Source organism: Pseudomonas sp. DR48 (assembly GCF_019823085.1).
Classification (GTDB): domain Bacteria; phylum Pseudomonadota; class Gammaproteobacteria; order Pseudomonadales; family Pseudomonadaceae; genus Aquipseudomonas.
Window position 1 is genome coordinate 3,175,257 of sequence record NZ_CP081946.1, and the last position, 25,109, is coordinate 3,200,365.

Sequence of the window (25,109 nt, forward strand, 5' to 3'; positions counted from 1 at the left end):
CATGACTGACTTACAGCTCGACGACTTCAAAACCGACGAAAACGCCGCCATGGTGCTGTTGGTAGACGACCAGGCGATGATCGGTGAGGCGGTGCGCCGAGGGTTGTCGAGCGAGGACAATATCGACTTCCACTTCTGCGCCGACCCGCATCAAGCCATCTCGCAGGCGGTCCGCATCAAGCCGACGGTGATTCTGCAGGACCTGGTGATGCCGGGCCTCGACGGCCTGAGCCTGGTGCGCGAGTACCGCAATCACCCGGCGACCAAGGACATTCCGATCATTGTCCTGTCGACCAAGGAAGACCCGCTGATCAAAAGCGCGGCGTTTGCCGCCGGGGCTAATGATTACCTGGTCAAGCTGCCGGACAACATCGAGCTGGTGGCGCGTATCCGCTATCACTCGCGCTCCTACATGATGTTGTTGCAGCGCGACGCGGCTTACCGCGCGCTGCGGGTCAGCCAGCAGCAGTTGCTCGACACCAATCTGGTGTTGCAGCGGTTGATGAACTCCGACGGCTTGACCGGACTGTCGAACCGCCGGCACTTCGATGAATACCTGGAACTGGAATGGCGCCGTTCGTTGCGCGACCAGACGCAACTGTCGTTACTGATGATCGACGTTGACTATTTCAAATCCTACAACGATAGCTTTGGCCACCTGGAAGGCGACGAAGCCTTGCGCAAAGTCGCCACGGCGATCCGCGATGCCAGTGCGCGACCTTCGGACCTGCCGGCGCGTTATGGGGGTGAAGAGTTCGCCCTGGTGCTGCCCAATACCACGCCGGGCGGTGCACGACTGGTGGCGGAAAAACTGCGCCTGACCGTGGCCGGGCTGAAGATTCCACACATTGCCCCCACCGAAGGCTCAAGCCTGACGATCAGCATCGGCTTGTCGACCATGATCCCGCAGCCGGGCAGCGATTGCCGGCAACTGATTTCGGCGGCGGACAAGGGGCTGTATCGGGCCAAGAACAATGGGCGTAATCAGGTGGGGATCGAATAAGGATCGACTTGGTTCGAATTGTGGGAGCGAGCCTGCTCGCAATGGCGGATCAACATTCAACATTTTTGTTGCCTGACACACCGCCTTCGCGAGCAGGCTCGCTCCCACAGGGTTGTGCGGTACAAACCATTCGCCCCTAAAGCCGCCAGGCGGGCTGCTGTTACAACCTGATTACGTTATACTCGCCGGCTTTAAAAAGTTCGCCAACGAGTGCTGCCCGCCATGGAAATCAACCCGATCCTTAACAGTATCAAGGACCTGTCCGAGCGCTCCGAAACTATTCGGGGGTATCTTTGACTACGATCAAAAGCATGAGCGTCTGACTGAAGTCAATCGCGAGCTTGAAGATCCGTCTGTCTGGAACAACCCGTCGTACGCTCAGGAACTGGGCCGCGAGCGATCGCTGCTGGCCCAGATCGTCGAAACCCTCGACGAAATGCATTCAGGCCTGGCCGACGCCAAAGACCTGCTGCTGATGTCCGCCGAAGAAGAAGACCAGGCCGCCGTCGATGACGTCGCTGCCGAAGTCGAGCGCCTGCGCGAGTCGCTGGAAAAGCTCGAATTCCGTCGCATGTTCAGCGGTGAAATGGACGCCAACAACGCCTACCTGGACATCCAGGCCGGCTCCGGCGGCACCGAGGCCCAGGACTGGGCCAACATCCTGCTGCGCATGTACCTGCGCTGGGCCGACAAACGCGGTTTCGACGCCACCATCATGGAACTGTCGGCCGGTGAAGTCGCCGGGATCAAGGGCGCCACGGTGCATATCAAGGGCGAATACGCCTTTGGCTGGTTGCGCACCGAGATCGGCGTGCACCGTCTGGTGCGCAAGAGCCCGTTCGACTCCGGCAACCGCCGCCACACCTCGTTCTCGGCCGTGTTCGTGTCGCCGGAAATCGATGACAACATCGAAATCGACATCAACCCGTCGGACCTGCGCATCGACACCTACCGCTCCTCCGGTGCCGGTGGTCAGCACGTAAACACCACCGACTCGGCCGTACGGATTACCCACGTACCGACCAACACCGTGGTCAGCTGCCAGAACGAACGCTCCCAGCACGCCAACAAAGACACCGCGATGAAAATGTTGCGGGCGCGCTTGTACGAGCAGGAAGTGCAGAAACGCAATGCCGCCTCCCAGGCCCTGGAAGACACCAAGTCGGACATCGGCTGGGGTCACCAGATTCGCTCTTACGTGCTCGATGCGTCGCGAATCAAGGATTTGCGCACTAACATCGAACGCAGTGACTGCGACAAGGTGCTCGACGGCGATATCGACGAATACCTGGTGGCGAGCCTCAAACAAGGGCTGTAAACCGTCAGTCAAGACCCTAAGTCCCCCGCCATCGGTGGGGGCAACGAACCTGTGATGGAATTTTTAAAGACATGAGCGACCTAGAACTCGACCCGCAAGCCCTGCAACAGGAAGAAAACTCCCTGATCGCCCTGCGCAAGGAAAAGCTTGCTGCCGAGCGCGCCAAGGGCAATGCCTTCCCCAACGACTTCCGCCGCGACAACTACTGCCAAGACTTGCAGAAACAGTACGCGGACAAGACCAAGGAAGAGCTGGCAGAGGCTGCGATCCCGGTCAAGGTTGCCGGTCGCATCATGCTCAACCGTGGCTCGTTCATGGTGATCCAGGACATGACCGGTCGCATCCAGGTCTACGTCAACCGTAAAACCCTGTCCGAAGAAACCCTGGCCGCGGTAAAAACCTGGGACATGGGCGACATCATTGCAGCCGTTGGCACCCTGGCCCGTTCCGGCAAGGGCGACCTGTACGTTGAAATGACCGAAGTGCGCCTGCTGACCAAGTCGCTGCGCCCGCTGCCGGACAAGCACCACGGCCTGACCGACACCGAACAACGCTACCGTCAGCGCTACGTTGACCTGATCGTCAACGAAGACGTGCGCCAGACGTTCCGCGTGCGTTCGCAAGTGATTGCGCACATTCGCAGCTTCCTGATGAAGCGCGACTTCCTCGAAGTCGAAACGCCGATGCTGCAAACCATTCCTGGCGGCGCTGCGGCCAAGCCATTCGAAACTCACCACAACGCGCTGGACATGGAAATGTTCCTGCGGATCGCGCCTGAGCTGTACCTCAAGCGTCTGGTTGTCGGCGGCTTCGAGAAAGTGTTCGAGATCAACCGCAACTTCCGTAACGAAGGCGTCTCGACGCGTCACAACCCTGAATTCACCATGTTGGAGTTCTACCAGGCTTACGCCGACTACGAAGACAACATGGACCTGACCGAAGAACTGTTCCGCGAGTTGGCGCAGCTGGTTCTGGGCAGCACCGACGTGCCTTACGGCGACAAGGTGTTCCATTTCGGCGAACCGTTCGTGCGTCTGTCGGTGTTCGACTCGATCCTCAAGTACAACCCCGAGCTGACCGCTGACGACCTGACCGACATCGAGAAGGCTCGTGCCATCGCCAAGAAGGCCGGCGCCAAGGTGCTGGGCTTCGAAGGCCTGGGCAAGTTGCAGGTGATGATTTTCGAAGAGCTGGTCGAGCACAAGCTGGAACAGCCGCACTTCATTACCCAGTATCCGTTCGAAGTCTCGCCGCTGGCCCGTCGTAACGACGAAAACCCAAGCGTCACTGACCGTTTCGAACTGTTCATCGGTGGCCGTGAAATCGCCAACGCCTATTCCGAGTTGAACGACGCGGAAGACCAGGCCGAGCGCTTCATGGCGCAGGTGGCGGACAAGGACGCTGGCGACGACGAAGCCATGCACTACGACGCCGACTTCGTTCGCGCGCTGGAGTACGGCATGCCGCCAACGGCCGGTGAAGGGATCGGCATCGACCGCCTGGTGATGTTGTTGACCAACTCACCGTCGATCCGCGACGTGATCCTGTTCCCGCACATGCGGCCGCAAGCGTAAACGTTTCATTTAAAAAGCCGCCTAAAACAGGCGGCTTTTTATTGCCTGTCTGGTACAAACGTATCAAATGGTTACTTTTGAAATAAGTGAGGAAGACCTGTCGTGAACCGTGCAATGGCTCAAGAGGGTGCAGCGGATGTCGCCACTGCAGTCGCCGAAAGTGTTCAGTACCAAGGCCGCAAGGCCAGCCGACAGGGCAGCGAGCAGCGTCGACAGGAGATTCTCGATGCGGCAATGCGCATTGTCGTGCGCGATGGCGTGCGGGCTGTGCGTCACCGCGCGGTGGCGGCCGAGGCCAATGTGCCGTTGTCGGCCACCACTTACTACTTCAAGGATATCGATGACTTGCTCACCGATACCTTCGCGCAATACGTGGAACGCAGCGCCGCGTTCATGGCCAAGCTGTGGGTGAACAATGAAGGCCTGCTGCGTGAGATGGTGGTCAGCGGCGACGGCAGCCCCGAGTCTCGCTCGCAATTGGCGGACGACATCGCCCGGTTGATGGCGGACTATGTTCACCGGCAACTGATCAACCGACGCGAACACTTGATGGCCGAACAGGCTTTCCGCCAGGAAGCGCTGTTGAACCCGCGCCTGGCGCTGTTGGTGCGCTCGCATCAGCAAATTCTGCTGCAGGGAACGTGTCAGCTTTTCGAGGTATTGGGGTCCCGTGAGCCACAACAGGATGCCAAAGTGTTGACGGCCATTATCGGACGGATGGAATATCAGGGCCTGCTCAACGACGCCGAGCCTGTGGCCGAAGCCGAAATGCTCGGTATCCTGACCCGCTACATGCATCTGGTGTTGGCGTCGGTGTAATTCCTGAGTGGAGGCGAATCCCTGTGGGAGCGAGCCTGCTCGCGATTACGGTCTGACATTCAACATCTCTGTTGCCTGACACTCCGCCATCGCGAGCAGGCTCGCTCCCACAAGGTTGGTGGTCACTTGAGGGCGATGTGTGTTCATAGGGAGTGTTGAATGAAAGCCTGGCGCGTCGTAGTGATCGCCTTGTCGTTCCTGCTGCTCAGTGGCTGTCTGGTGACCTTCAAGGAGCCTCTGTCCACGAGCGACCCCGCGCCCAAAGGTCTGCTCGGCAAATGGACAAGCACCAACGCCTGGGGCGAGCCGATGAATCTGGAGCTGACGCGCCTGGGCGACAATCGCTATCAGGCTGTCAGCTATTTCAAGGCCAAACCCAGTGAGCGCGAAGCCTATCCCTTCACCGTGACTCGCCATGGCAGCCGCTGGTACCTGTCGGCGAAGGTCCCGGCGCAGTTCGGCGGTCATTTCACGATTGCGGGTTTCGAGCTCAACGATAAGCACGAACTGGTGGTCTATAACCTCGACCTCGAGCAGATCAACCAGGCCCTCGGACAAAAAGTCCTGAGTGGCGAAGGCTTCCAGACCGACGACGGCGACGGCGTATTGATCGACAACAGCATGGACCAGGTCTTTGCTTACCTCGATGATCCGGCCAATTCCGATGTGTTCGTCGAGGCCGTGCGCTATCAGCGCCTGGCCAAAGCTAAAGTTAAATAAAACCAGCACGTAACGGTTTTTCTACAGGAGTTTCGGGTGGACGATTACCAGCAGACGATACGCATTTTGTCCGATCGCATTGTGCTGGCGCAGACACCGATTCGTGTCCTCGATGCGGTGAAGTGGGATGACAGCATCCGCAAGGGTTTCCTCAAGGCCAAGGGCAAGGAAATGCCGGCCGTGGATCGCGACTATTACCTCAACCGGCCGCTGTCGTTCGATTCCAGCAAAGTGAAACTGGAATTCCAGAACATCGAACGCGACATCACCCGCCAGCTTGGCCAGTTCAACCCGGTCGGCCAGATCATGCGTCGCATGTGCAAGGAATACCGGATGGTGGTGCGCATGCTCGAAGCGCGCGGCACTGAGGATTTCGGCCTGATTTCACAAGAGTTGTACGGCGCTGCGTCCGACGCGTTCCACGCCGGTGACCCGACGCTGTCCGACCTTGGCCTGATGCTCTCCGACTACCTGAACAACATTGATGGCCGGGGTGACCTGAAGGACGAGCCGAAAATCCTCACCGCCAAGGACGCCGTGCAATTACTGCAAACCCGGTTGAGCAAGGTGTTTGGCGAGGCCGAGGAAACCATTCGGGTGTTCGAGTCCGATGGCATTGTTGCCGACGCGGCGGCCGGCGCCGACTACATCAAGATCCGCACCGACGCGATGTTCAACGAACGAGACGTGCGCGCCCTGGAGGTTCACGAGGGGCTGGTGCATGTCGGCACGACGCTCAACGGACTGAACCAGCCGATCTGCACGTTCCTGTCCAAGGGCCCGCCCTCGTCGACGGTGACCCAGGAAGGGCTGGCGATCCTGATGGAAATCATCACCTTCGCTTCCTACCCGAGCCGCCTGCGCAAACTGACCAACCGCACCCGCGCCATTCACATGGTGGAGGAGGGCGCAGACTTCCTGCAGGTCTTCGAATTCTTCCGCGAGCAAGGCTTCGAAATGCCCGAAAGCTACGGCAACGCCAGCCGGGTTTTCCGTGGTTCGGTGCCCAATGGGCTGCCATTTACCAAAGACTTGTCCTACCTCAAGGGCTTTATCATGGTTTACAACTACATTCAGTTGGCCGTGCGTAAAGGCAAGCTTGAGCAGATACCGTTGCTGTTTTGCGGCAAGACTACGCTGGAAGACATGCGCACCTTGCGTCAGTTGGTGGATGAAGGGCTGGTAGTGCCGCCCAAGTATTTGCCGGAGCAGTTCCGCGATATGAACGCGCTGTCGGCGTGGATGTGCTTCTCCAACTTCCTCAACCACCTGAGCCTGGACCGGATCGAAGCGGATTACTCGAACATTTTGTAACGATGACGAGATCCCCTGTGGGAGCGAGCCTGCTCGCGATGGCGCCTAATCATTCAACATTGATGTTGCCTGATGCACCGCTATCGCGAGCAGGCTCGCTCCCACAAGAGGGATGTATTCCCACTCCATTTTCGCGAGGTTTCATCGGATGAGAATCCTCGGCATCCTTTGCCTTCTCCTGACCTTGAGCGGTTGCAGCTCCTTGCTGTTCTACCCCGAACCCGGCCAGCTGTTCACACCGGAAAAAGCCAAGCTCGACTACCGCGAAGTGACCCTGACCACGGCTGATGGCCTCAAGCTGAACGCTTGGTGGCTGCCGGCGAAAAAAGGTGTCGAGGTCAAGGGCACCGTGCTGCATCTGCACGGCAACGGCGGCAATCTGCCGATGCACCTCGGTGGGAGTTGGTGGTTGCCCAAACAAGGCTATCAAGTGCTGCTGGTGGACTATCGCGGCTACGGTTTGTCCGAAGGGAAGCCGAGCTTGCCGGCGATCTATCAGGACATCGATGCCGCGTTCAAATGGCTCGATCAGGCGCCGGAGGTCAAAGGCAAGCCGGTGATCCTGCTTGGCCAGAGCCTCGGAGGCTCGATGGCGGTGCACTATCTGGTCCAGCACCCCGAACGCCAGAAACAACTCAAGGCGCTGGTCCTGGACGGCGTTCCCGCCAGTTATCGCGATATCGGCCAGTTCGCCCTGAGCCACTCCTGGCTGACCTGGGCTTTCCAGGTGCCGTTGTCCTGGCTGGTGCCGGACGGCGACAGCGCGATCAACTCGGCGGCGCAGCTCAACGGCGTGCCAAAACTGATCTACCACAGCATCGACGATCCGATCGTGCCCCTTTCAAACGGCATCCGTCTGTATCAAGCTGCGCCGCCGCCGCGAGTGCTGCAGCTGACCCGTGGCGGTCATGTGCAGACGTTCGCCGATCCGGTCTGGCGCAAAGTCATGCTGCGCTATCTTGACGACCCGCAGCATTTCAACGGCCTGCGCCGCCTGGGTGAAGTTCCCAATTACCCGGCCACCCCGAATTCAGAAGATGAACCACCAGAGAGTCCGCAATGAGTGAAGAACGTAACGCCATCCCGCTGATCATCACCGGCATCTGCAGCATCCTCGGCACCGTCGGGGCCTTGTGGTTCTACGGTTATTTGCACTTCGCCAAACCCGAAGACGCGTTGCTGCTCAGCGATTTCACCATGCTCAAGACCGTGCCCGGCGAAGACTACAAGGTCTCCCTGGAACCGGCGGCGCAAGTGGCCCAGTGCATCGATGGCGTGCTGGTGATGTTTGATACCGAACAGAAAGGCCTGACCGGCGTACTGGTCAACAATCAGAAAAAAGCCGTGCGCTGCATGGGCCAGGAAAAGCCTCAGCAACTTGAGCAGTAACCAGTCTGACTGCAACAGAGATCAATGTGGGAGCGGGCTTGCTCGCGAAAGCGGTGGGTCAGTCGACATCATCATTGACTGACACACCGCTTTCGCGAGCAAGCCGCTCCCACAGGATTTGGTGATCGCCAGACATAAAAAGCCCCGCCTGATCGACTCAGGCGGGGCTTTTGTGTTTCAGCGGGTGACGCTTAGTTCGAGCTGACTGCCGAACGCGGGATCACTGGCTGGTTGTCGTTGGAAATGGTCACTTCCACCCGACGGTTCATCGCACGACCCGAGGTGCTGGTATTTTCAGCAACCGGGTATTCCTTGCCATAACCCTGGGCAACGATGCGCGCTGGATCAACGCCCATTTTCACCAGGGCCATGCGCACGGAACCGGCACGACGTTCGGACAGCGACTGGTTGTGGTCAGCGGTGCCGGTGCTGTCGGTGTAACCCTCGACGATCACTTTGCGATCAGGGTTTTCCGAGAGGAACTGCGCCAGTTTGTTGATGTTCACCAGACCGCTGGATTTCAGGTCAGCACGGTCGGTGGCAAACAGCACGTCACCGAAGGTCACCACGGTGCCGCGATCGGTTTGCTTGGCGTTCAGGCTGTCCTGCAACTGCTTGATCTGCGCATCGCGGGCATCCAGGCGAGCCTGGGCACGTTGGGCCGATGCGTTTTTCAGGTTGGCTTCAGCGGTGCGCAGGGCGATGGTCTGCTTGGCCACTTCAACACGCTGATTGGTCAGGTAAGCCAGTTGGTCAACCTTGGCCTGGTCTTGCTTGTCCTGATAAGCCTTGTCGGCCTTGTCCAGGTAATCGCTGGCGTCTTTGGTTTCCAGTGCCGCCACTTTGCTCGCCTGCGGATTGGCCTGCAGGCCGCTGTAGTTGGTGCGGGCCTGTTCCAGGTTCGGGTTAGGCGGGGTGGAGCAGGCAGCCAGTGCAACACTTGCGGCCAGGAGTGCGGGGATCATCAGTTGCTTACGCATAATCATTCGTCCTTTTCTATCGATAAGAGCTTCAGTCTTTGGTCCGGATGCGCGCTTATTGCACAGTGCGCTGACTTTCCTGACGCAGTTCCTGAACGCCTTTCTGAGAGTCCTTCACAGCTTGATCGGCTTTGATCGCCTGGGCTTTGCGTTCGGCTACGCGAGCGTCCCACTCAGCCTGTTCAGCCAGAATTCTGGCTTCGTCATACTTTTTGTCGTGCATGGCGATTTCGGATTGTTTGAGCTTGTCTTGCGCGGATTTCATTTCCACAGCCGCGAACTCGGTGCCGCCGGCGCTGACCGCGCTATTCACAGCGGATTGCGTCACGGCGAATTGCTCGGTCGGTGGATTGCCGGCGCAGCCAGCCAGAACGAAGCTGGTGCCGATTGCCAGGGCAGCCAGTTTCAGACTGCGCAAATGATTGAACGAGGACTTGGCAGTGCTGATCTTCATGGTCTTCAACTCCATTGGTAAAACTCCTGAAAAACTGAAAAATCCATGCTGGGCAAGGAGCCGTAACCGTCAATTTCCGGGGTGTTTTGAAACGGCCGTCCCAGGCGTGGTTAATGGGTGTGACCCGAGTGGTTTTTTTAAAGTTCAGAAAAGATGGCCAATAGCCGAAAAAAACTTTGACCGATCGGACAAGGCTCTAGGTCGGGAACTTTGGCGAGATGCAGAGGTATCCCCGACCCTTTGCAAGGCTGGGAATACTCAATTTATGAAGGGGATTACAACTCATGTGGGAGCAAATGTGCTCCCACATGTTCGGCGCAAAACTCAATGTTTCTGCTTCTCGCTACCGGCCGATAAATCGTGCAGGTGCCGACGTGACAGCGCGAGGAAACGCGGGGTCGGACCAATGTCTTCGTACAGCGGATCACCCTCTTCGTCAGTGGCTACCACGGTCGAGCCTTTCACGTAGGGAAAGCTCTTTTCCAGCTCTTCCAGCGCGGCGCCGATCAGCTCGCCAAGCAGTTCTTCGGGTTGGCGTTTGGGGTACATCTCGATAATGGCCGCCAGCCGTGCGGCAGCCTCCACATCCAGATGAATTCTGTAACCGGTATCGGTCAGTCGACCCTTGGCGTTTTCTTCCCAATGCTGAGCCAATTCACGGATTTTCATAAAAACCTCATTGCGCTCCTGCTCGTGGCAGGCGGTGTCAGTGTCCGGCAAAGGCCGGCCGAAGCCGTTGTGCGGCTTACACTTGAGACTAGCTTCTGCGCCCAAGGTTTAAAGTCCCTTCGTCGATTGCTTGTAAGAACCGCTTTAGAGCGGCACTCTTTAGGCTCTAGGCCGCCCGGAATTTTTGCTGGAGAACTGCTGATGACCGATATTGATGCACGCTTGCGCGAGGACGTTCACCTGCTGGGTGAGCTGTTGGGCAACACCATTCGTGACCAGTACGGGGACGGCTTTCTCGACAAGATCGAGCAGATTCGCAAAGGCGCCAAAGCTGACCGTCGCGGCTCGATGGACGCTGAACTGAGCGCCAGTCTCAACCAATTGAGCGAAGCAGAGTTGCTGCCTGTAGCCCGAGCGTTCAACCAGTTTCTCAACCTCGCCAATATCGCCGAGCAATATCAGCTGATTCATCGCCGCGAAGAGTCGCAACCCGCACCGTTCGAAGCGCGCGTGTTGCCGGAATTGCTCGCTCGTCTGCGCGCCGAAGGCCACAGCGCCGAATCCCTGGCCCGTCAGTTGGGACGGCTGGAAATCGAACTGGTCCTCACCGCGCACCCGACCGAAGTGGCGCGGCGCACGCTGATCCAGAAATACGACGCCATTGCCGCGCAACTGGCTGCCCAGGACCACCGCGACCTGACCTCCGCCGAGCGCGAGCAGATCAAGTCGAAATTGCAGCGCCTGATCGCCGAGGCCTGGCACACCGAAGAAATCCGCCGCACCCGGCCGACGCCCGTGGACGAGGCCAAATGGGGTTTCGCGGTGATCGAGCATTCGCTGTGGCAGGCGATTCCCAACTATTTGCGCAAGGCCGATAAAGCCCTGCATGACGCCACCGGCCTGCATCTGCCGCTGGAAGGCGCACCGATTCGCTTCGCCTCCTGGATGGGCGGCGACCGCGACGGCAACCCGAATGTGACGGCCGCCGTGACCCGTGAAGTCTTGCTGCTGGCACGCTGGATGGCGGCCGATTTGTACGTGCGCGATGTCGATCATCTTGCTGCGGAATTGTCGATGCAGCAGGCCAGCGATGCGTTGAAAGCCAAGGCCGGCGACAGTGCCGAACCTTACCGTGCGGTACTCAAACAATTGCGCGAACGTCTGCGCGCGACGCGCAACTGGGCTCACGCCTCCTTGACCGCGACGACGCCTGCTCCCGCCGATGTATTGCAAAACAACCGCGACCTGCTCGATCCGCTGGAGCTTTGCTACCACTCGCTGCATGAGTGCGGCATGGGTGTGATTGCTGACGGTCCCTTGCTCGATTGCTTGCGCCGGGCGGTGACGTTCGGGTTGTTCCTGGTGCGCCTGGATGTGCGTCAGGACTCGTCGCGGCACACCGCCGCCATGACGGAAATCACCGATTACCTGGGGCTTGGTCGTTACGAAGACTGGAGCGAGGAAGAGCGCATCACCTTCCTGATGAATGAGTTGAATAACCGTCGGCCGCTGCTGCCGGCGTACTTCAAACCGTCGGCCGACACCGCAGAAGTACTCGCGACCTGTCGGGAAATCGCTGCCGCACCGGCCGCTTCCCTCGGCTCTTATGTGATCTCCATGGCCGGCGCCGCTTCCGATGTACTGGCAGTGCAACTACTGCTCAAAGAGTCCGGCGTGCTGCGGCCGATGCGTGTGGTGCCGCTGTTCGAAACCCTCGCCGACCTGGACAACGCCGGGCCGGTGATCGAAAAGCTGTTGCTGCTGCCGGGCTATCGCTCGCGCCTGCAAGGGCCGCAGGAAGTGATGATCGGTTATTCCGACTCGGCCAAGGACGCCGGCACCACCGCCGCGGCCTGGGCGCAATATCGGGCGCAGGAACGCCTGGTCGATATCTGCCGCGAGCAGCAAGTGGAACTGCTGCTGTTCCACGGTCGCGGTGGCACCGTGGGTCGCGGCGGCGGCCCGGCACACGCGGCGATCCTGTCGCAACCACCGGGTTCGGTGGCGGGGCGTTTCCGCACCACCGAGCAGGGGGAAATGATTCGTTTCAAATTCGGCCTGCCGGACATCGCCGAGCAAAACCTCAATCTGTACCTGGCGGCGGTGCTGGAAGCGACGTTGTTGCCGCCGCCACCCCCGGAACCGGCCTGGCGCCATCTGATGGACGAACTGGCTGCGGACGGGGTCAAGGCCTACCGCGCCGTGGTGCGGGAAAATCCCCAGTTCGTCGAGTACTTCCGCCAGTCCACCCCGGAGCAGGAGTTGGGCCGTTTGCCGCTGGGCAGCCGCCCGGCCAAGCGCCGCGCGGGCGGTATCGAAAGCCTGCGCGCCATTCCGTGGATCTTCGGCTGGACGCAGACGCGCCTGATGTTGCCGGCCTGGCTGGGCTGGGAAGCGGCGCTGAGCAAGGCGCTGGAGCGCGGCGAGGGCGAATTGCTGGGGCAGATGCGCGAACAATGGCCGTTCTTTCGCACGCGCATCGATATGTTGGAAATGGTCCTGGCCAAAGCCGATGCCGACATCGCCCGATCCTACGATGAGCGTCTGGTCGAGCCGGATTTGCTCCCGTTGGGTGCGCATTTACGCGACCTATTGTCGCAGGCATGCGCTGTTGTCCTTGGGTTGACCGGTCAGTCTCAGCTACTGGCACATAGCCCAGACACCCTGGAATTCATCCGCTTGCGCAACACCTACCTCGACCCGCTTCATCTATTGCAGGCCGAACTGTTGGCGCGCTCGCGGCAACAGGACGTGGCCCAGGGCAGCCCGGTAGAACAGGCGCTGCTGGTGTCTGTGGCAGGGATTGCCGCCGGTTTGCGAAATACCGGCTAAGGTTTTCGTCGTGGGGCGAGGTCCTCGGCGCGAGCGTCGAGGGCCTGTGGGCGAGGGGCAAAAACGTGCGGCCAGGCGACAGTTAGTGATGGGGTTGCGACTTGGGGCACCCCGTCCCAGGGTCTCGTTGGGCGGGGGTTTCTCCGACTTTCGGCGGCTTGTGTGGTCCGGGCCTGCTGTGTATCTTGATCAGCCTTTGGCCGTTTGGGCGGCCACGACCCTATTTTTGAGATTGGCCCCACGAGGCGAATCTGACGTTATCCATATAAAAATTGAGGAGCACATCGATGCGCGTCATTCTGCTGGGAGCTCCCGGGGCCGGTAAAGGTACTCAGGCTAAGTTCATCACCGAGAAATTCGGCATTCCGCAAATCTCCACTGGCGACATGCTGCGTGCAGCGGTCAAGGCCGGCACCGAGCTGGGCCTGATCGCCAAGAGCGTCATGGACAGCGGTGGTCTGGTTTCCGATGACCTGATCATCAATCTGGTCAAGGAACGGATTAGCCAGGCCGATTGCGCCAACGGTTTCCTGTTCGACGGTTTCCCGCGCACCATTCCCCAGGCTGAAGCCCTGGTGAAAGCCGGCGTCGAGCTGGACCACGTGTTGGAAATCGACGTTAAAGACGAAGACATCGTTCAGCGTATCGCTGGCCGTCGTGTTCACGAGGCCAGCGGTCGCGTGTACCACATCGTCTACAACCCGCCGAAAATTGCCGGTAAAGACGACATCACCGGTGACGAGCTGGTGCAGCGCAAAGACGACACCGAAGAAACCGTGCGTCATCGTCTGTCGGTCTACCACGCCCAGACCGAGCCTCTGGTGAAGTTTTACCAGGAGCTGTCCGCCGCTCAAGGCAAACCGAAGTACAGCCACGTCGAAGGCGTTGGCTCGGTAGAAGCGATCACCGGCAAGGTGCTTGAAGCGCTGAGCTGAAAAGTCTGAATCGCTTCATCTTCTACGGCCCGCTTGCGGGCCGTAGTTGTTTATACTGGCGCACTTTTTCTGACCTCTCTTACGGATACATCGATGAGCACCTTGCTGGCCCTGGACACCGCGACTGAAGCTTGCTCCGTTGCCTTGCTGCATGAAGGCAAAGTCACGAGCCATTACGAGGTGATCCCGCGCCTGCATGCGCAGAAGCTGCTGCCGATGATCCAGCAACTGCTGGCCGATGCCGGGACCACGCTGCAAGCGGTCGATGCCATTGCATTCGGTCGCGGGCCAGGCGCGTTCACCGGCGTGCGGATCGCCATTGGCGTGGTGCAAGGCCTGGCGTTTGCGCTGGATCGCCCGGTGCTGCCGGTGTCCAACCTGGCGGTGCTGGCACAGCGGGCGTACCGCGAACACGGCGTGAGCCAGGTCGCGGCCGCCATCGATGCGCGGATGGATGAGGTGTATTGGGGTTGCTACCGCGAAACGGCCGGGGAGATGCGCCTGGTCGGCAAGGAAGCGGTACTGGCGCCGGAAGCGGCGGCCTTGCCTGCCGACGCCAGCGGCGATTGGTTTGGCGCGGGCACTGGTTGGGGTTATGCCGAGCGCATCGCCGTCAACCTCACCGGGCAGGACGCGGGCATGCTGCCTCACGCCGAAGACCTGCTGACGCTGGCGCGGTTTGCCTGGGAACGCGGTGAAGCGATTGTGGCAGATGAGGCGCAGCCGGTTTATCTGCGCGATAAAGTGGCGACGCCCAAGGCGCGTTGATCCACGCGGTCCGTGTGGGAGCGGGCTTGCTCGCGAAGGCGGTGGGTCAGCCAATATCAATGTTGGCTGACCCACCGCCTTCGCGAGCAAGCCCGCTCCCACAGGTCAGTGTTCTGCCTACAATCAGCGTTTCAATTCAGCCAATCGTCGATTTATCGTTCGGCCTTTAAACCTTTTTGTCTTTATGTGTTCTAGTTATCACTCGGCGGTTTGCGAAGTGGGTCATGCGCCACTAAACTGCCATCACTGATACCGGACATGTACTCATGCGTATAGACGGCCTTTCCTCCCAGTCGTACCCCATCAAGCGCAAACCCCGCAAAGGGCCAGTGGCGGATGACGACAACGTCGATATCGACGGCGAGCTGGAGATTCCGTCCGAAGAGCAACTGGCCGCCCGTGCTGCCAAAGCTTCCGCGCAACGCCTGAGCAATCTGCCGGCTCGTCAACAAGACATGATCTACCATCGCGCCATGAGCAAAAGCGTCGCCACGGCACTCGCCAGCTACCTGAGCACTGCCGGGTTCGTCGATTGGGATTCAGGTGTGCTGGGCCTCGACCTTTACATCTGATGCTGCTGCCTTACTACCTCGGCTGCCCGTCCTGGAGTGAAAACGCCTGGCGCGACTCTCTTTATCCGCCCGACGCCAAACCCGCCGAGTTTCTGAATCTTTATTCCCAAGTATTTAACGCCGTAGAGGGCAACACGACCTTCTACGCGAGCCCGGCTGCCACCACCGTGCAGCGTTGGGCCGAGATTCTGCCCGAACACTTTCGCTTCACCGCCAAGTTCCCCGGCGACATCAGCCACGGCGGTGACCTGCGCGAACAACTGACCGCCAGCGAAACCTTCCTGCAATTGCTCAGCCCGCTGGGCGAGCGGGTTTCGCCGTTGTGGCTGCAATTATCGAAAAGCTTCACGCCACAACGATTGCCCGAACTCGCCGCCTTCATCGATGCCGTGGAGCGACCGTTGGCCGTGGAAGTGCGCCACAGCGAGTTTTTCGCCAAAGGGGACAGCGAGCGAATGCTCAACCGCCTGTTGCGCGACCGTGGCGTCGAGCGAATTTGCCTTGATCCGCGCGCGTTGTTCAGTTGCACCTCAACCGATCCCTCGGTGCTGCACGCGCAATCGAAAAAGCCCAACGTGCCGCCGCGCCCGGCAGCGTTCACCCAATTCCCGCAGGTGCGCTTCATCGGCCATCCGCAGCTTGAAGCCAACGATCCGTTTCTGGTGCCGTGGGTCGAGAAAATCGCCCTGTGGATCGAAGAGGGCCGTACGCCCTACATCTTCCTGCACACCGCAGATAACCTGCTGGCGGCCAGGCTGGCGCAACGTTTCCACGCACAACTGATGCTGCGTTTGCCTGGCTTGGCGCCGCTGCCTGAGCTATACAGAGAACCCGCCGCCGAGCAACTTGGCCTGCTCTGAGGCGGATTCGTTCCCCTTTTCAGGAGCCTGCCAATGGATGCGCAAACCCTTCGAGCCCAGGCGTTCAAAGCACTGCACGAACGCGAGGGCGCTTTTGTCATTCCCAACCCGTGGGACGCCGGCTCGGCGAAAATGCTCGCCAGCCTGGGTTTCGAGGCGCTGGCGACCACCAGTGCCGGTTATGCCTTTTCCAATGCACGCCCCGATGGCGGATTATCGCTGGAGGACACCCTGGCGAACGTTCGGGCGATTGTCGCGGCGACGGATCTGCCAGTAGCGGTGGACCTGGAAAACGGCTTCGCGGACGACCCGGCCGAATGCGCACAGAGCATTTTGCGGGCAGCCGAGGCCGGTGCCGTCGGTGGCTCGATCGAAGACGCTACGGGTCGCGAAGAGGCGCCGATCTACTGCTTCGAACATGCCGTGGCGCGTATCGAAGCGGCTGTGGCCGCGGCGCGCAGCTTGTCTTTCCCGTTCATGCTGACCGCTCGTGCGGAGAACTTCCTGCACGGCAATCCTGACCTCGCCGACACCATTCGCCGCTTGCAGGCCTTCGCCGAGGCCGGTGCCGACGTGTTGTACGCGCCGGGTTTGCGCAGTGCTGAGGATGTGTTGGCGGTGGTTCGCGCCGTGGCACCGAAACCGGTCAACGTGTTGATGTCCGGCGGGCTCAAGCTGACAGTCGAGCAGTTGCGCGAGATGGGCGTAAAACGCATCAGCGTCGGCTCGGCGCTGGCGTTGGCTGCCTATGGCGAGTTTTTCCGCGCAGCTGAAGAGATCAAGACGTCGGGTACGTTCGGGTTCACGTCGAGGTCCATGCCGTATGCGAAGGCCAATCAATTGTTCAAAGGCTGACGGTGCTGTTTCGGTGGTGACCTGCTCAGCGTGGTGTTGAGCCTGGACTGCAACGCCGCCCATCGCCTAACGGCTTGCCATTGAAAGTCAGGCGGCGATGCGCAGGTTCTGCAGCACGATCGGGCGAGCCCAGCCGATATCGAAATCGAAGTTTTTTTGTTGCTCGACCAGTTCTTCGGGCGAGAACGGCGGGAATGGCTTGTCCAGCAGGTCCATCTCGAATTCGGCGATTGGCAAGTGCAGCGGACGCGGTTGTGGCGCCGGGCCGGCTTCCGGGGCTTGCTGGCCGGCGGTGAGCACGATCGGACGAACCCAGCCGCTTTCGAAGTCTTGCTGTTTTTGCTGGGCGACGATTTCTTCCGGTGGAAACGGTGGGAAAGGCTCGGCCAGGTCCATTTCGAACTCGGCAATCGGCAGGAACAGCGGCTCGGGCGGCTTGACCTCGGTTTCTTTCACATCGCATTCGCGCTGGCTGACGATGTGCGCCAGCAGTTCGCTGCCGACGGTCGGCTCGACCGGGCTTTCGAGATCAACCGGCACCACATCACTCGACTGATCGGCCAGGGCCTGGGCAAAAAAATCCTGCCACAGGTGACTGACGCCGCTCAGTGCTTGAGAGTTTCGCAGACCATAATCGCCATGACGCGAGATGTAGCCTACGGATGTGGATTGAATGCCTGACATTTTTCTCGGTCGACGCTCAGCTCTGGCAAAATGCTCGTTAGTTTTGTTATCGGCCGTTTTTGCCGATCATTAATTTTTTGAGCGTGTTTTCCCATGATTGAGCAACCTGCGGCCTGCCGCATCCATGTCGAGGCCTCGGCCCCGGCATTTCAGCCACAAGCCGAGCAATGGGCCGAACGCCTGGGCTTGCCTTTGCAAGTGGATGACGGCGAGTTTGCCTTGCAGGTGGGCGAGCAGGGATTGCAGCTGCAACAGCTCGGGCCGGACGCGCCGGGGCCGGTGCGGGTGGACTTCGTCGAAGGTGGCGCCGCGCATCGGCGGTTATTCGGCGGAGGCACCGGGCAGATGATCGCCAAGGCGGTTGGCATCGCGCAGGGCGTGCGTCCACGGGTGCTGGATGCCACGGCGGGGCTGGGCAAGGATGCGTTTGTGCTGGCGAGCCTGGGCTGCGAGATGAGCCTGATCGAGCGCCAACCGCTGATTGGTGCGTTGCTCGAAGACGGTCTGGCCCGTGGCGCGGAAGATTTCGACGTGGCACCGATCGTGGCGCGGATGAAGTTGCTCAAGGGCAATTCGATCGAGGTGATGCGCAATTGGGAAGGGGAGCCGCCCCAGGTGATCTACCTCGACCCGATGTTTCCGCACCGTGAGAAAACGGCGTTGGTGAAGAAGGAAATGCGCCTGTTCCGACCGTTGGTGGGTGATGACCCGGATGCGCCGGCACTGCTGGAAGCCGCATTGGCACTGGCCAGCCATCGGGTGGTGGTCAAGCGTCCGCGCAAGGCGCCGTGCATTGAAGGGCCGAAACCGAGCCATGCGCTGGATGGCAAATCGAGCCGGTATGACATTTACCCGAAGAAAGCGCTCAAGCCCTGATTCAACACTGATCGTTCCCACGCTCTGCGTGGGAATGCCTCAACGGACGCTCCGCGTTCTGCTGTTGAAGGGACGCGGAGCGTCCCGGGCTGCATTCCCACGCAGAGCGTGGGAACGATCATCGCTAGGGTCGATAAGCCCGCATAAACAAACCCACCACTTCCCGCACATGTTCCTCGGCCGCATCTCCGGTCAACCGCTCGCCGCAGCCATACAACAAGCGAAAATTCGCCGCGCCCTTGAGCAGGCAGAAAAAGTGCTCTGCCGCATTGCGCGGTTTATCGATGCGTAATGCGCCGCTCTGATCAACCTTGCTCAGCAACCGCTCCATGCCATGCAGCATGCGTTGCGGCCCGGCTTCGAAAAAGATCAGCGAGAGTTTCGGGTCCTGGCTGCCCAGGGCCATCATCAGCCGATGCAGGTTCACCGATTCATCGCTGTTGATCAGTTGATGAAAACCGCGCGCGATATTCAACAGCACCGTTTCCACGGCGATGCCATCCGGCAATTCGAAAAACAGCGTCGGCAGCTGCTCTTCGCACTTGGCCATCACGGCGGCGGAGAACAACGTCTCCTTATCGTTGAAATGGCTGTAGACCGTCAGTTTGGACACGCCGGCCTCAGCCGCCACGGCGTCCATGCTGGTATTGGCGTAGCCCTTGCTCAGAAACAGAGTTTTCGCCGCGTCGAGGATGGCCTGGCGTTTGGCCAGATCCTTGGGGCGGCCCGGACCATTGGGTGCTGAAAGATTGTTCGACATTCTTCGCTTTAATACTGGACTGGTGAGTTTGCTATTAATAACATACTGGCAAGTATAATTATTCCAAGCACCATTAGCGAAAGGTCCTTCACCATGTTCCGCTATGCCTTGCCCCTCGCGTTGCCAGTCGCTCTGGCGTTTTTATTGTCTGCGTGTGGCCATGAAGAGGCGCCTCAAGTCACCACTCGCCCGGCAATGGTGGTGCAGCCGGAGCCTTCGGCCCAGGCAATGGAAAGTTATCCGGGGGAAGTGCGGGCTCGTTACGAGCCGGACCTGGCGTTTCGCATTGGCGGCAAAGTCAGCCGACGACTGGTCGAAGAGGGGCAGCGGGTCAAGGCCGACCAGCCGTTGGCGGAACTCGATCCACAGGACGTACGCCTGCAGCTGGAAGCCACCCGTGCCCAGGTCGCCGCCGCCGAGGCCAATCTGAATATGGTGCGTGCCGAGCGTGATCGCTACAAAACGCTGATGGACCGCCAGATGGTCAGTCGCTCGCAGTACGACAATGCCGAAAACCTTTACCGATCCGGTGAAGCGCGTCTCAAACAAATCAAAGCCGAATTCAACGTGTCGACCAATCAGGCCAGTTACGCGGTGTTGCGTGCGCCTCAGGATGGCGTGGTGGCCAAGCGCGCGGTGGAAGTCGGGCAAGTGGTGGCCGCCGGGCAAACCGTGTTTACCCTCGCTACCGATGGCGAGCGGGACGTGTTGATCAGCCTGCCGGAGCAGAGCTTTGGACGCTTCAAGGTCGGTCAACCGGTATCGGTTGAGCTCTGGACCCAGCCTGATCAGCGTTTCGCCGGGCGCATCCGTGAATTGTCGCCAGCGGCCGACCCGAAATCGCGCACTTTCGCCGCGCGCATTGCCTTTACCGCCGGCAAGGTTCCGGCCGAACTTGGCCAGAGTGCCCGGGTGTATATCCAGGCCGCCGAGGCGGTGTCGCTGTCGGTCCCGCTGTCAGCCGTCACCGCAGAAAACGGTGCGACCTACGTCTGGGTGCTCGGCGCCAACAATACCCTGAAAAAAGCCCTGGTCCGGGTTGGCGCATTCGGTGAGAAAACCGTGCCGGTCCTCGAAGGCCTGAACGCCAGCGATTGGGTGGTGGCCGCCGGTGTCCATGTGCTTCATGACGGGCAGCAGGTGCGCCCGGTGGATCGCTCCAACCGCGTGGTCAAACTGGCGGACAAGGAGTAATCCCCGATGGGTTTCAATCTTTCCGAATGGGCGCTGCGTAATCGCCAGATCGTACTGTTCCTGATGATCCTGCTGGCGGTCGTTGGCGCACTTTCCTACACCAAGCTCGGCCAAAGCGAAGACCCGCCGTTCACCTTCAAAGCCATGGTCATTCGGACCAACTGGCCAGGCGCCACCGCGCAGGAAGTCTCGCGCCAGGTCACCGAGCGCATTGAAAAGAAGCTGATGGAAACCGGTGAGTACGAACGCATCGTCTCGTTCTCCCGTCCGGGTGAATCCCAGGTCACTTTCGTTGCTCGTGACTCCATGCACTCGGTGGAAATACCGGACCTCTGGTATCAGGTTCGCAAGAAGATCAGCGATATTCGCCAGACCCTGCCGCCCGGTATTCAAGGGCCGTTTTTCAACGATGAGTTCGGCACCACCTTCGGCAATATCTACGCGCTGACCGGCGACGGCTTTGATTACGCGGTGCTCAAGGATTACGCCGACCGCATCCAGATCCAGCTGCAACGGGTCAAGGATGTCGGCAAGGTCGACCTGCTCGGTTTGCAGGATGAGAAGATCTGGATCGAGCTTTCCAACGTCAAGCTCGCGACCCTCGGATTGCCATTGGCTGCGGTACAGCAAGCGCTCGAAGAGCAGAATGCGGTGTCCACGGCCGGGTTCTTTGAAACCACCAGCGAGCGATTGCAGCTACGGGTTTCGGGGAATTTTCAGACAGTCGACGAGATCAAGAACTTCCCTATCCGCGTAGGAGATCGCACCTTCCGCATTTCCGATGTCGCTGACGTGCGTCGCGGGTTCAACGATCCGCCGGCACCGCGCATGCGTTTCATGGCGGAAAACGCCATCGGTCTGGCCGTGGCGATGAAGGACGGCGGCGATATTCTGGTGCTGGGCAAGGCGCTGGAAACCGAGTTCGACCGTATCCAGAAAAACCTCCCGGCCGGCATGCAGCTACGCAAGGTGTCCGATCAGCCTGCCGCGGTGAAAACCGGGGTTGGCGAGTTCGTTCAGGTGCTGGTGGAAGCCTTGGCGATCGTGTTGCTGGTGAGCTTTTTCTCTCTCGGCGTGCGCACCGGTATGGTAGTGGCGCTGGCGATTCCGCTGGTGTTGGCGATGACCTTCGCCTGCATGTATTACCTGGGGATCGGCCTGCACAAGATATCCCTCGGCGCGTTGGTGCTGGCGTTGGGCTTGCTGGTAGACGATGCGATCATCGCTGTGGAAATGATGGCGATCAAAATGGAGCAGGGCTTCGACCGCATCAAGGCGGCCAGTTATGCCTGGACCAGCACCGCGTTCCCGATGCTCACCGGCACGCTGATCACCGCCGCCGGGTTCTTGCCGATTGCCACCGCGCAATCGGGCACCGGCGAATACACCCGATCGATCTTTCAGGTGGTGACCATTGCGCTGTTGGCCTCGTGGATTGCCGCGGTGGTTTTTGTACCGTACCTGGGGGAAAAACTCCTGCCGGACCTGGCGAAGATTCATGCCGCCAAACATGGCACCGATCAACCCGATCCGTACGGCACGCCGTTCTATCAGCGTGTCAGGCGCCTGGTGGAGTGGTGCGTACGGCGGCGCAAAACAGTGATCGTCCTGACCGTGGTGATGTTTATCGCGTCGGTGGTGCTGTTCCGTTTTGTGCCGCAACAGTTTTTCCCTGCATCGGGCCGACTGGAATTGATGGTCGACCTGAAACTGGCGGAAGGCGCGTCACTGAGCAACACCGCCGACGAGGTTAAACGCCTTGAAGGTTTGTTGAAGGATCACGCCGGCATCGATAACTACGTGGCCTACGTCGGCACCGGATCGCCACGCTTTTACCTGCCGCTGGATCAGCAACTGCCAGCGGCGAGCTTTGCCCAGTTTGTGGTCCTGGCCAAGACCATTGAGGAACGCGAAACCCTGCGCACCTGGCTGATCGAAACCCTCAACGAACAATTTCCGGCCCTGCGTTCACGGGTCACGCGTCTTGAAAACGGCCCGCCGGTTGGCTATCCGGTGCAGTTCCGGGTGACCGGTGAACACATCGAGGAAGTCCGGGCATTGGCTCGTAAAGTCGCGGCCAAGGTCCGTGAGAATCCGCACGTGGCCAACGTCCATCTGGACTGGGAAGAGCCGAGCAAAGTCGTTTATCTGAACGTCGATCAGGACCGCGCCCGGGCGCTGGGCGTGAGCACGGCGAACCTGTCGAAGTTCCTGCAAAGCTCCCTTACCGGTTCCAGCGTCAGTCAGTATCGCGAAGACAACGAATTGATCGAGATTCTGTTGCGGGGCACCGTGCATGAACGCACCGAGCTGTCCTTGCTGCCAAGCCTGGCGGTGCCGACCGACAACGGCCGCAGCGTGGCGCTGTCGCAGATTGCGACCCTTGAGTACGGTTTCGAGGAAGGCATCATCTGGCACCGAAATCGCCTGCCGAACGTGACCGTTCGCGCCGACATCTATGGCAAGGAACAACCGGCGACCCTGGTGCAACAAATCCTGCCGACCCTCGATCCGGTGCGTGCTGAATTGCCTGATGGCTACTTGCTGGAAGTCGGCGGCACCGTGGAAGATTCGGCCCGCGGGCAGAACTCGGTGAAGGCCGGCGTGCCGTTGTTCATCGTGGTAGTGCTGACCTTGCTGATGCTGCAACTGCGTAGTTTCTCACGCACGGTGATGGTGTTTCTGACCGCGCCGCTGGGCTTGATCGGCGTGACGCTGTTCCTGATGGTGTTTCGTCAGCCGTTCGGTTTCGTGGCGATGCTTGGGACCATCGCGTTGTCCGGCATGATCATGCGCAACTCGGTGATTCTGGTCGACCAGATCGAGCAGGACATCGCGGCCGGGCTCAAGCCGTGGCAGGCAATCATCGAAGCCACCGTGCGGCGCTTCCGGCCCATTGTGCTGACGGCACTCGCGGCGGTGCTGGCAATGATCCCGCTGTCGCGCAGTGTGTTCTTCGGGCCGATGGCGGTGGCGATCATGGGCGGGTTGATCGTGGCGACGGCGCTGACGCTGCTGTTTTTGCCGGCGTTGTATGCGGCCTGGTTCAGGGTCAAGAAAGAGCCGGTCTGATTTCCTACGATAATCTCGGACCTCTCTGATATTGAGTCAGCGAGGTCTGAGTGCTGTACTCAAGACTCGGTTTTATGAGTGTTTGAGACATCAATGATGAAAAAGCCACCGGTGCTGACTGGGAGGTCGGACCGGGTATTCGACCTGTTGGCACAAACACCCCATAGAGAGCGCCTCTCTGACTACCTCGCCTTGCTCAAACCGCTGGATGATCAGGGACGGTATCTTCCATTCGACGAGTTACGCTATCGCTGGGCGCCAGGAATGGATTCGGGTCTGTGCTGGGCGCTGGTGAAGAAGGCCCGGACCGCACAGTATTCAAGTCTTCTTCCACTTGGCGAGCCAGTACAGTGGTGCAACTTTGTGCTGACGCCCTTGGCGCAAAAAACCATTTCGGCCGTCGACCGACAAGCCACCACGGCTTCGCTGGAGTACATGACCAGCCAGATTGGTGAGCACGCGCATTTCAGTTATCTGCTCAACGACCTGATCGAAGACGAAGCCATCAGCAGCAGTCAGCTGGAAGGCGCGGCAACCACCACCCGGGTGGCCAAGGACATGCTCAAGCGCAAACGCCTGCCGCGCACTCCGGATGAGCGAATGGTCGTGGGCAACTACAAAATGATGAACTTCGCTTGGGAAAAGCGCTACGAGCCGTTAAGTGCTGAACTGATGACGGCAATGCACCGGGTCGGTGTCGAGGGTATCGACGATGCGCAGTACTCGCCGGGGGCGTTCAGAAACAATGACGATGTGGTCGTGCAGGACGGTGAAGGCAACACCGTTCATACGCCGCCACCTGCGGCTGGGCTGGAGGCGCGATTACAAGTGCTGGCGAACTGGCTCAACCAGTCGCACGACGATCCCGAACGCGAGGGTTACGTCCATCCTTTGATCAAAGGCATCGCACTGCATTTCGCTCTGGGTTATGAGCATCCTTTTCGTGATGGCAACGGCCGAGTCGCGCGAGCGCTGTTCTACTGGTTCATGTTCAAGAATGATTTTTCGGCGTTTCGCTACATAGCGATCAGCATTTTGCTCAGGAATGCGCCGGTGAAGTATGGCCGGTCTTATCTTAATACCGAGGCTGATGATTTAGACCTGACGTATTTCATCGACTTTCAGTGTTCAGTGATTCTGCGCGCGGTCAGTGGTTTTACTGAGGCCTATCGGAAAAGTCTGGCGTATACGGAGCTTTTTGATCGCTGGCTGACCGAATCCGGATTTTTCGATCGATTGACCGAAAAGCAGCGCGCTATTTACCACGTAGCCAAGAGCGGGATGGCGAAGGAGTTTACGGCCTTCAACGTGAAGGAAAATCTGGACTGCTCGTATGGCGCCGCGTCAGCCACGTTAAACGGACTGGTTGAGTTGAACGTGTTTGAGAAAAGGAAGATGGGGCGTGAATGGGTATTCTTTCTACGGGCTGCGTCGACGACCTGACTTCTGTGGGAACAGGCT

The 25,109-nt window shown here is 59.6% G+C and carries 23 protein-coding genes; 18 read left to right on the forward strand and 5 right to left on the reverse strand.

The window, feature by feature from the left end; translation table 11 throughout:
- The first annotated feature begins 1 nt into the window (after position 1).
- The 8 genes from K5K95_RS14245 (at position 2) to K5K95_RS14280 (ending at position 8,137) form a co-directional block, all read left to right on the forward strand.
- Positions 2-1,003, forward strand: a complete 1,002-nt coding sequence (locus K5K95_RS14245; protein ID WP_222589937.1) for a diguanylate cyclase domain-containing protein — start codon at positions 2-4, stop codon at positions 1,001-1,003.
- 222 nt (positions 1,004-1,225) lie between these two features.
- Positions 1,226-2,321, forward strand: a protein-coding gene (prfB, locus tag K5K95_RS14250) for a peptide chain release factor 2 (protein WP_095920368.1) whose coding sequence is annotated in 2 segments (ribosomal slippage) — positions 1,226-1,297 and positions 1,299-2,321 — 1,095 coding nt in all. Because the reading frame shifts where the segments join, the coding sequence is not laid out codon by codon here.
- Between the two features lie 71 nt (positions 2,322-2,392).
- Positions 2,393-3,895 carry a lysine--tRNA ligase gene (gene lysS / locus K5K95_RS14255; RefSeq protein ID WP_222589938.1) on the forward strand — a complete coding sequence of 501 codons (1,503 nt, stop codon included), beginning with the start codon at positions 2,393-2,395 and terminating at the stop codon, positions 3,893-3,895.
- A gap of 102 nt (positions 3,896-3,997) precedes the next feature.
- Positions 3,998-4,714, forward strand: a complete 717-nt coding sequence (locus tag K5K95_RS14260; protein ID WP_222589939.1) for a TetR/AcrR family transcriptional regulator — start codon at positions 3,998-4,000, stop codon at positions 4,712-4,714.
- A 159-nt stretch (positions 4,715-4,873) separates the two neighbouring features.
- Positions 4,874-5,434: a hypothetical protein gene (locus K5K95_RS14265; protein WP_222589940.1), complete on the forward strand. Its 561-nt coding sequence runs from the start codon at positions 4,874-4,876 to the stop codon at positions 5,432-5,434.
- Positions 5,435-5,470: 36 nt separating this feature from the next.
- On the forward strand, positions 5,471-6,748 hold the full coding sequence (locus K5K95_RS14270) for a flavohemoglobin expression-modulating QEGLA motif protein (RefSeq protein WP_222589941.1): 1,278 nt from the start codon (positions 5,471-5,473) through the stop codon (positions 6,746-6,748).
- Positions 6,749-6,896: 148 nt separating this feature from the next.
- Entirely contained in the window at positions 6,897-7,811 is a 915-nt protein-coding gene (locus K5K95_RS14275) for an alpha/beta hydrolase (protein WP_222589942.1), read from the forward strand.
- Positions 7,808-8,137 carry a hypothetical protein gene (locus K5K95_RS14280; protein ID WP_222589943.1) on the forward strand — a complete coding sequence of 110 codons (330 nt, stop codon included), beginning with the start codon at positions 7,808-7,810 and terminating at the stop codon, positions 8,135-8,137. The genes K5K95_RS14275 and K5K95_RS14280 overlap by 4 nt, the downstream gene beginning before the upstream one ends.
- A 191-nt stretch (positions 8,138-8,328) precedes the next feature.
- On the opposite strand, the gene K5K95_RS14285 is transcribed toward K5K95_RS14280, so the two are convergent.
- From K5K95_RS14285 to K5K95_RS14295, 3 genes are all read right to left on the reverse strand, one after another.
- Complete coding sequence (locus K5K95_RS14285) at positions 8,329-9,117, reverse strand: OmpA family protein (protein WP_222589944.1); 789 nt, start codon at positions 9,115-9,117, stop codon at positions 8,329-8,331.
- Between the two features lie 55 nt (positions 9,118-9,172).
- Positions 9,173-9,586 (reverse strand): DUF4398 domain-containing protein, encoded by a 414-nt coding sequence (locus tag K5K95_RS14290; RefSeq protein WP_222589945.1) that lies wholly within the window; start codon positions 9,584-9,586, stop codon positions 9,173-9,175.
- A 309-nt stretch (positions 9,587-9,895) separates the two neighbouring features.
- Positions 9,896-10,240 carry a pilin assembly protein gene (locus K5K95_RS14295; RefSeq protein ID WP_222589946.1) on the reverse strand — a complete coding sequence of 115 codons (345 nt, stop codon included), beginning with the start codon at positions 10,238-10,240 and terminating at the stop codon, positions 9,896-9,898.
- Positions 10,241-10,441: 201 nt separating this feature from the next.
- Here K5K95_RS14295 and ppc point away from each other — a divergent pair, with 201 nt between their 5' ends.
- The 6 genes from ppc to K5K95_RS14325 all read left to right on the forward strand — a co-directional run bounded on the left by ppc (position 10,442) and on the right by K5K95_RS14325 (position 17,062).
- Complete coding sequence (gene ppc / locus K5K95_RS14300) at positions 10,442-13,072, forward strand: phosphoenolpyruvate carboxylase (protein WP_222589947.1); 2,631 nt, start codon at positions 10,442-10,444, stop codon at positions 13,070-13,072.
- A 287-nt stretch (positions 13,073-13,359) separates the two neighbouring features.
- Positions 13,360-14,007, forward strand: coding sequence for an adenylate kinase (gene adk / locus K5K95_RS14305; RefSeq protein WP_027924949.1), 648 nt, complete (start codon positions 13,360-13,362; stop codon positions 14,005-14,007).
- 93 nt (positions 14,008-14,100) lie between these two features.
- Positions 14,101-14,775 carry a tRNA (adenosine(37)-N6)-threonylcarbamoyltransferase complex dimerization subunit type 1 TsaB gene (tsaB, locus tag K5K95_RS14310; RefSeq protein WP_090187910.1) on the forward strand — a complete coding sequence of 225 codons (675 nt, stop codon included), beginning with the start codon at positions 14,101-14,103 and terminating at the stop codon, positions 14,773-14,775.
- A 266-nt stretch (positions 14,776-15,041) separates the two neighbouring features.
- Positions 15,042-15,347, forward strand: coding sequence for a hypothetical protein (locus tag K5K95_RS14315; protein ID WP_222589948.1), 306 nt, complete (start codon positions 15,042-15,044; stop codon positions 15,345-15,347).
- A complete protein-coding gene (locus K5K95_RS14320) occupies positions 15,347-16,207 on the forward strand; it encodes a DUF72 domain-containing protein (protein WP_222589949.1) in 861 nt (286 codons plus the stop codon). Before K5K95_RS14315 ends, K5K95_RS14320 begins: the two co-directional genes overlap by 1 nt.
- Positions 16,208-16,240: 33 nt before the next feature.
- Entirely contained in the window at positions 16,241-17,062 is an 822-nt protein-coding gene (locus tag K5K95_RS14325) for an oxaloacetate decarboxylase (protein ID WP_222589950.1), read from the forward strand.
- 87 nt (positions 17,063-17,149) lie between these two features.
- Here the strand turns inward: K5K95_RS14325 and K5K95_RS14330 are convergent, their stop codons facing one another.
- Complete coding sequence (locus tag K5K95_RS14330; RefSeq protein WP_222589951.1) at positions 17,150-17,746, reverse strand: energy transducer TonB; 597 nt, start codon at positions 17,744-17,746, stop codon at positions 17,150-17,152.
- Positions 17,747-17,839: 93 nt separating this feature from the next.
- Between K5K95_RS14330 and K5K95_RS14335 the strand changes: the two genes are divergently transcribed.
- Positions 17,840-18,622: a class I SAM-dependent methyltransferase gene (locus K5K95_RS14335; RefSeq protein WP_390899694.1), complete on the forward strand. Its 783-nt coding sequence runs from the start codon at positions 17,840-17,842 to the stop codon at positions 18,620-18,622.
- 124 nt (positions 18,623-18,746) lie between these two features.
- Here K5K95_RS14335 and K5K95_RS14340 read toward each other — a convergent pair whose 3' ends face one another.
- Entirely contained in the window at positions 18,747-19,382 is a 636-nt protein-coding gene (locus K5K95_RS14340; protein WP_222589952.1) for a TetR/AcrR family transcriptional regulator, read from the reverse strand.
- Between the two features lie 93 nt (positions 19,383-19,475).
- Here K5K95_RS14340 and K5K95_RS14345 point away from each other — a divergent pair, with 93 nt between their 5' ends.
- The 3 genes from K5K95_RS14345 (at position 19,476) to K5K95_RS14355 (ending at position 25,091) form a co-directional block, all read left to right on the forward strand.
- A complete protein-coding gene (locus tag K5K95_RS14345) occupies positions 19,476-20,576 on the forward strand; it encodes an efflux RND transporter periplasmic adaptor subunit (RefSeq protein WP_222589953.1) in 1,101 nt (366 codons plus the stop codon).
- A 6-nt stretch (positions 20,577-20,582) separates the two neighbouring features.
- Positions 20,583-23,648 carry an efflux RND transporter permease subunit gene (locus tag K5K95_RS14350; protein ID WP_222589954.1) on the forward strand — a complete coding sequence of 1,022 codons (3,066 nt, stop codon included), beginning with the start codon at positions 20,583-20,585 and terminating at the stop codon, positions 23,646-23,648.
- Positions 23,649-23,744: 96 nt separating this feature from the next.
- Positions 23,745-25,091 carry a Fic family protein gene (locus tag K5K95_RS14355; protein WP_222590343.1) on the forward strand — a complete coding sequence of 449 codons (1,347 nt, stop codon included), beginning with the start codon at positions 23,745-23,747 and terminating at the stop codon, positions 25,089-25,091.
- The last annotated feature ends 18 nt before the right edge of the window (positions 25,092-25,109 follow it).